The sequence below is a fragment of the Haloferax sp. AB510 genome (assembly GCF_024136985.1).
Classification (GTDB): Archaea; Halobacteriota; Halobacteria; order Halobacteriales; family Haloferacaceae; genus Haloferax.
The window spans coordinates 1-6703 of the sequence record NZ_JAMYJY010000149.1 but is presented as its reverse complement, the minus strand read 5'-3'; the positions used below and the strand labels follow the sequence as shown (position 1 = coordinate 6703).

At 66.2% G+C, this 6703-nt stretch carries 7 protein-coding genes and 1 pseudogene; all 8 read left to right on the top strand.

Going from position 1 to position 6703, the window contains the following annotated elements:
- Positions 1 to 366: helix-turn-helix domain-containing protein (locus tag NKF06_RS19135; protein ID WP_253246315.1), on the top strand; the 366-nt coding region annotated here is incomplete at its 5' end.
- A gap of 109 nt (positions 367 to 475) precedes the next feature.
- A complete protein-coding gene (locus NKF06_RS19130) occupies positions 476 to 1249 on the top strand; it encodes a helix-turn-helix domain-containing protein (RefSeq protein WP_253246314.1) in 774 nt (257 codons plus the stop codon).
- Positions 1250 to 1346: 97 nt separating this feature from the next.
- Positions 1347 to 1652: a translation initiation factor gene (locus tag NKF06_RS19125; RefSeq protein WP_253246313.1), complete on the top strand. Its 306-nt coding sequence runs from the start codon at positions 1347 to 1349 to the stop codon at positions 1650 to 1652.
- 203 nt (positions 1653 to 1855) lie between these two features.
- Positions 1856 to 3040 (top strand): hypothetical protein, encoded by a 1185-nt coding sequence (locus tag NKF06_RS19120; protein WP_253246312.1) that lies wholly within the window; start codon positions 1856 to 1858, stop codon positions 3038 to 3040.
- A 6-nt stretch (positions 3041 to 3046) separates the two neighbouring features.
- Positions 3047 to 3850, top strand: coding sequence for an ABC transporter ATP-binding protein (locus NKF06_RS19115; protein ID WP_253246311.1), 804 nt, complete (start codon positions 3047 to 3049; stop codon positions 3848 to 3850).
- A gap of 49 nt (positions 3851 to 3899) precedes the next feature.
- Positions 3900 to 5096 (top strand): FtsX-like permease family protein, encoded by a 1197-nt coding sequence (locus tag NKF06_RS19110; RefSeq protein ID WP_253246310.1) that lies wholly within the window; start codon positions 3900 to 3902, stop codon positions 5094 to 5096.
- A 22-nt stretch (positions 5097 to 5118) separates the two neighbouring features.
- On the top strand, positions 5119 to 6291 hold the full coding sequence (locus tag NKF06_RS19105; protein WP_253246309.1) for an ABC transporter permease: 1173 nt from the start codon (positions 5119 to 5121) through the stop codon (positions 6289 to 6291).
- 102 nt (positions 6292 to 6393) lie between these two features.
- Positions 6394 to 6703: pseudogene (locus tag NKF06_RS19100) on the top strand (transcription initiation factor IIB 2); the annotation flags it as partial.

Here is a 6703-nt window from a genome sequence, read left to right as displayed (position 1 = left end):
GGCGTTCGCTCCCGCGCGGTCGACCGCGCCGGCGGCCGGCGCGACGGGGCGTCGGTGGACGCAGTCCAAACGGGCGGGAGCGACGGCCCGGTTCGCTCGGAGCAGACCGCCGGTGGTTATCCCGGTCAAGAGGAACTCCTCGACGACGAGACGCGCATTCTCAGACTCCTCGACGACAGCGGCGGTCAACTCCGGCAGTCGAAGGTCGTCGAGGGAACGGGCTGGTCGAAGTCGAAAGTGAGCCGCGTCCTCTCGCGGATGGCCGACGAGGGCAGCGTCGCGAAGATAAACCTCGGCCGGGAGAACCTCATCGCCCGCCCCGAGAACGTGCCCGAACACGCCAAGTCGCCGTTCGACGAGTCCTGAGCGGGGCGAGCGACCGAAGTTCGGAGCCCGAGTCGGTGGTCCCGAGCGGCGATCCGGAGTTGGAACATACCAACCAAGGCTATAGGCCTCCGGCGACTACCTCGAACCCATGCGCGAATTCGTCTTCACCGTCGAGTACGAGCGGGGTGCCGACGAGGTGATGGACCTCTTCATCGAGAACCCGGACTTACACTCCAAGACCATGGCGATACACGCCACGAGCGAGTCGATGTGGCGACTCGACCGCCTCACCGGGCCGACGGAGGCGCTCGAAGCGTTCGATGAGGTCATCGAACAGGCCACCCGGTGCAACGGCGTCCTCGGGATGTGCGGTGCACCGGTCGTCGAGTGGGAGTTCGAAGTGCTCTCGGAGACGCCCAACGGGCGCATCGTCTACTCCTGCCGCGAGGAGGGCGACGGGATTCAATCGATTCCGCACGTCGCCGCGAAGCACATCGGCGACGGTCTCCTGATGCAGGCCGAGCGCCGAGGGGCCCAAAACCAGTGGCGACTGCTCATCTCCGACGACGACACGGTGAGCGAGATTTACGAGGAGGTCAAAGACAGCCTCAGCGACGGCCTCTCGCTGAGCGTCCAGCGCATCAGCGAACCCGAGTGCTGGCTCGAAGAGGGTGTTTCGACCGACGGCCTGCCGCCGGAACAGCAGGCCGCGCTCGAAGCAGCCGTCGAGTTCGGCTACTACGAGACGCCGCGCCAGCACACCGTCCAAGAGATTTCCGAGGAACTCGACATCCCGAACTCGACGCTCCAGTACCGCCTGACACGTGCCGAGGCGTGGCTGGCCCGGCAGTTCGTCACCGGCACGCTCGGCACCGAGGTCGAAGAGCGCGTCGACCCCGAAAAGCTCGAAGCGAGCGCGTGATCGACGAGTCGGGTTGAACGCCCCGCGGGACACGCTCACAGGAGGGTTGGAATATTCCAACCGTATCCTGATACGCCGTGGACGCGTACTCGAATACGTGGGAAAAGACACTTTCAGCGACATCACCGGCCTGCCGGACGACCTCGGAATCGGCGACGACCTCGCGCGGGCGGACCAGCGCGCGTCGATTCACGTCGACACCCGACGGTACGGCAAGCCCGTGACGGTGGTCGACGGCCTCGACCTCCCGACCGACGAACTCGACGCTCTCGCGTCGATCCTGAAGCGACGGCTCGCGGTCGGCGGGACCGTGACCGACGACGGACGCATCGAACTACAGGGCGAACACGGCGAGCGCCTCGAAGGCGCGCTCCGCGACGAAGGCTTCAGCGTCGAGACCTGATTCCGAGCGTCGCCCGTCGAAATCGCCACCATCTGACTCACATCGCCTCACCCCGACCGCGTTTTTCCGGGAAGCGACCGAGTGCGAGCCCAGTAGAAACTAGTTTGCCAACAGACATGTAAACCAAGGAACTTATGTGGGGCTGGTCAGTCCGATTAGCCAATGATGGCAGCGAAACAACACGATTACGTGAGGAGAAACAGATGAGTCCGCGAGAATCGAACGACGGCGTCGGCTCGGTTCTCTCGTGGCTCTTCGTCGCGGTCGTCGTGCTCTCCGCGGTCACCGTCCCGCTGGCGACGGGGCCGGCGAAAGCGGCCGAGGCGCACATCGGAATCTCCGACGTGACGGTCGCGCCGACGGAGCCGACGCCCGGCGAACAGACCGACCTCGAAGTGACGATTCGAAACGGCGAGAAAAGCCCGAGCGTCGTCGACGTCACCGACGTCTACGTCCGCCGACAGGGAAGCCCCACCGACATCGCGCGCATCGAAGACGTGGGAACGATAACCATCGGGTCGAGCATCAGCATCCCGGTCGCCGTCTCGTTCGACGAGCCCGGGTCGAAAAACCTCCGCGTCGTGCTGGTCGGCAGACAGAACGACGGCTCGCACGTCCGAGTTCGGTACCCGGTGACCGTCGACGTGAAGGAGGTCTCCCGCCCGCAGATAGAGCTCTCGACCGAGGAGGCCGTACCCGGGGCCACTCGGTCCGTGAACGTCACAGTCTCGAACGGACTCACCGAGGACATTCGACAACTGCGGGTCGTCTCGTCCTCACCGGATGTAAACTTCGGCGTCACCGAGCGCGTGAAGCCACGGCTGAAGGCGGGCAACGCCACGACGTTCACCTTCCCCGCGCGGGTCGACGAGGCCGGATCGTACCCGGTGAACGTGACGCTCCAGTACTCGAACCGCGGCGAGAAACACGAGCTCACCCGCACGTATCGCCCCCTGTTTAGCTCTCCGACGAACCCCGGACAGGTCATCCTGACCGACGTGCAGGCGACGCAGGCCGGGGGTACGCTCGAAATCTCGGCGACCGCCGGGAACGTCGGCTCCGACGCCGTCGAGGGAGTCGTCGTCTCCGTCGTTAACTCGTCGAGCGTCGAGCGAAGCAACTACTTCATCGGGAGCATCGACGGGAGCGACTTCTCGTCGTTCACCCTCCGGACCGCCGCACAGGGCAACGTCTCTTCGGTCCCCGTCGAGGTTCGGTACAGCGTCGGCGGTGTGGAGAAGTCCGTCACCACGTCGGTCACCGTCGACCGTCAGATGATGCGTCGCCCCGTGCCGGACTCGGGGTCGGGCGGGTTCCCGCTCCTCCCGGTGGGCGGCACCGCCGCGGCCCTCCTCGTTGGCGCGGTCATCTACCGCTGGCGGAGCTAACGACAGATGACATGGGACAGCACCGACTCCGAGGCGGCGGAGCCGACGGAGAGCGAGCGCGAGGACCGTGAGGACCGATCGGGTGACGCCGCGGGCGCCGTCGGCGACCTGATACTCCGCGGCGAAGACGTCACGAAGGAGTACCAGACGGGGACCCAGACCGTCCGGGCGCTGAAAGGTATCGATTTCGGCATCGCGCCATCCGACTTCGTCGCCATCGTCGGTCCCTCGGGGAGCGGGAAGTCCACGCTCCTCAACCTGCTTGGCTTACTCGACGTGCCGACCGACGGCGCGGTCAGCCTTCGGGGACAGGACGTATCGACGTTCTCCGACGCGGACCGAACGCGAAAGCGGAAGCGTGCCATCGGCTTCGTGTTCCAGAGCTTCTACCTGATTCCGACCCTGACGGCGCTGGAGAACGTCGAGATGCCGCGGATGCTCGACAAGACCCCGGTGAAGACGCGCGAGCGGGCGAAAACGCTGCTTCAGCGGGTCGGTCTCGGCGACCGGCTCGAACACTATCCCGACGAGCTATCGGGGGGACAGAAACAGCGCGTCGCCATCGCGCGGTCGCTCATCAACGACCCCGCGCTCCTGTTGGCCGACGAGCCGACGGGGAACCTCGACCGCGACACCGGCGACGAAATCCTCGCCCTGTTCGACGAACTCCGAGCCGAGGAGGACGTGGCCATCGTCACGGTCACCCACGACGCCTACGTCGCCGAGGAGGCCGACCGCGTGGTGAATCTCGTGGACGGCGTCATCGAGGACACGGGCGAGACGACCGCTGACGGAGGGCACGGAGCGTGAGCGTCGCGGAACCGCGGCCGCGCGCCGTTCTTGTTCGAGGTGCGTCCCAATGAGTTGGCTCCGCCGGGTGACCGCTCGGTTCCCGACGGTCGTGCTGGCCCGCCGAAACCTGTCGCGCGCCACCGCGCGGACCACACTGGCCGTCGTCGCCATCGTCATCGGCGTCGTCGCCATCGGAACCATCGGCGCGGGCGGCGAGGCGTTCAAACAGGACCAGATGGAGGCGTACGAGGGGTTCGGGGGGACCGCCACCGTCAGCCCCGTCTACTACATGAACGACGACGGTGACATCACCGGGGGCATCTCGGACCAAGACGTCAGTCGGATGCGACAGGCGACATCGGGCGCGACGGTCCACCCCGTCATCCAGCGCTGGGACACCGTCGTCCGTACGTCGTCGGGAGAGACCTCCCCCTCGGCCCAGGTGAAGGGGCTGGCTGCCCTCGGGACGTTCTACGATGCGCAATCGGGGTCGATACCCGATAGCTGGCGACAGCAGGTCGTCGTCGGCTCCCGGTTCGCCGACAACAACGACGTTGAGACGGGCGACCAGCTGACGGTGACGATAAACGGGAGCTTCGAGCGGACGTTCCGCGTCGCGGCGGTGCTCGAACCGCAGGGGTTCGCCGACCAGCTACAGGCCGACCGCTCCGTGTTCCTTCCGTTCGACCGACTCAGCCAGCTCGAAGACTCCGACTCGAAGTACGGTTCGGTCATCGTCAGGGTCGACCCGCAGACGGGGTCGATAAGCGAGGCGGCCGAGAGTCTCGAAACGGAGTTCAACACCCGACGGCGGACAATCTCCGTCTCGGAGGTCCAAGAACAGCGGGAGCGCTTCAGTCAGACGTTCGAACTAATAAACCAGTTCCTCATCGGCGTCGGCTCGATTTCGCTCCTCGTCGCCGCGGTCACCATCGCGAACACCATGTTGATGACGGCGATAGAGCGCGAACGCGAAATCGGCGTCATGCGGGCGGTCGGTTATCCCAAGCGGGCGGTCGTGAGCCTGCTCCTCGCCGAGGCGACCATCCTCGGCCTCGTCGGTGCCGCAATCGGCGTCCCGCTCGCGCTCGGCATCGGAATGGTGCTTAACCAGTTCCTCGTCGGGGACCCGCTGGCGTTCACGGCCGCAGGGCTTCGATACGTCGCTCTCGGGGCGCTGTTCGGCGTCCTCACGTCGCTGTTCGCCGGCGTGTACCCCGCGTGGAAATCCGCGAATAAGCGGCCCGTGGAGGCGTTAGAATGACGCGAACGTGGGGCGAGGGACGGTGAGCCTGCGCCACCGAATCGCCGGGCGGTTCCCGCGACTCGTCATCGCCCGACGGAACATCTCGCGGGCGAAGGTCCGGTCGATACTCGCGGCGGCCTCAATACTCATCGGCGTCGTCGCAATCGGCGCAATCGGCGCGGGCGGTGCGGCGTTCAAGCAGAGCCAACTGCAGAGCATCCAGGCCCAAGGCGCGACGAGCGTCTACGTCTCGCCGGGGGCCGACATGGAAGCGTCGCACTTCGACAGAGAGGACGTCAAAGCGATAGACGAGACGGTCGGGGCGGCCACAATCGTGGCGACGGAACCCGGAAGCATGGAGCTGATAACGAGCGACGGCACCCGCGAGGGGGTGTCGGTCACCTACATCGACGACCCCCGACAGTTACACGAGGTAGAACGGGGCGGAATCCCCGACAACTGGCGACAGAGCGTTGTCGTCTCCCACGGGTTCGCGGCCGACCGCGGCGTCGAACTCGGCGAGCGCCTCAAACTCGTCTCCGAGACGGAGACGGCGGCCGGAACCGTCGAGACAGAACACACCTACCGCGTCGTCGCCGTGCTGGCCGAGAGTCAGTCGTTCGGAGGGGGCGGACTGTTCCTCCCCATCGAGGAGACCGGGGACCGACAGTACAGCCGTATCGAGGTGATGACGGAGTCGACCGACAGGGCCGAAGCCGTCGCCGAAGCGCTCCGCGACCGCTTCAACGACCGGAAAGACAGGCTGTTGGTGTTCGAACTCACCTCGCTCGTCCGCCTGCTCAAGACGCTCGTGAACGGAATCAACGCGTTCCTCGCGGGCCTCGGCTCCATCTCGCTTCTCGTCGCCGGCGTCTCGATTGCGAACACGATGCTGATGGCCGTCATCAAGCGCCGCGAAGAGATCGGCGTCCTGCGGGCGGTCGGCTACGGCAAGGTCGATATCGTCCGGATTCTCCTCGTCGAGGCGGTACTCCTTGGCGCGCTCGGCTCGGCGGTCGGTCTCGCCATCGCCGTCGCCGTGGCGATGGTGGCGAACGCGCTGTTCCTCGGTGACCCCTTCGCCTTCACGCAGTCGGCGCTCCTGTACTTGGCCGGGGCGGTCGCGTTCGGTATCCTGACCAGCCTGCTCGCCGGCGCGTACCCCGCGTGGCGGGCGGCAAATGAGCGGCCTATCGACGCGCTCCGGGGCTGAGTGGGCGGAATCGCTCTCCGGCCGTCATCCCTCGAATCGAAGGTATTTGGCATATTCCAACCGAGAGCCCATTACCCTCGATAGGGAATGAACCGATACTCAATGGATACGAAACACGTCGACTGGCGTTCGATGCGGGACGAGTCGGCACCGACGGCGGAGCCCGAGGTCCGACGGTCCGGCGAGGAGCGCGACGAAGACGAAGCCGAGTCGTCCGAGGCGTCGGTCGCAGAGCGGACCGACCTCGTCTACGACGAACAACACGGCGAGTGGGTCGACCCCGAGACGGGCGAAATCCTCCGCGAGGACGAAATCGACCGCGGCCCGGAGTGGCGCGCGTTCGACGCCGCGGAGCGCGACCAGAAGTCCCGCGTCGGCGCGCCCACGACGAACATGATGCACGACAAGGGGC

Excerpts from the sequence above, each read along its gene's own strand:
- NKF06_RS19130 (WP_253246314.1), top strand. The coding sequence starts at position 476 with ATGCGCGAATTCGTCTTCACCGTCGAGTACGAGCGGGGTGCCGACGAG.
- NKF06_RS19120 (WP_253246312.1), top strand. The coding sequence starts at position 1,856 with ATGAGTCCGCGAGAATCGAACGACGGCGTCGGCTCGGTTCTCTCGTGG.
- NKF06_RS19115 (WP_253246311.1), top strand. The coding sequence starts at position 3,047 with ATGACATGGGACAGCACCGACTCCGAGGCGGCGGAGCCGACGGAGAGC.
- NKF06_RS19110 (WP_253246310.1), top strand. The coding sequence starts at position 3,900 with ATGAGTTGGCTCCGCCGGGTGACCGCTCGGTTCCCGACGGTCGTGCTG.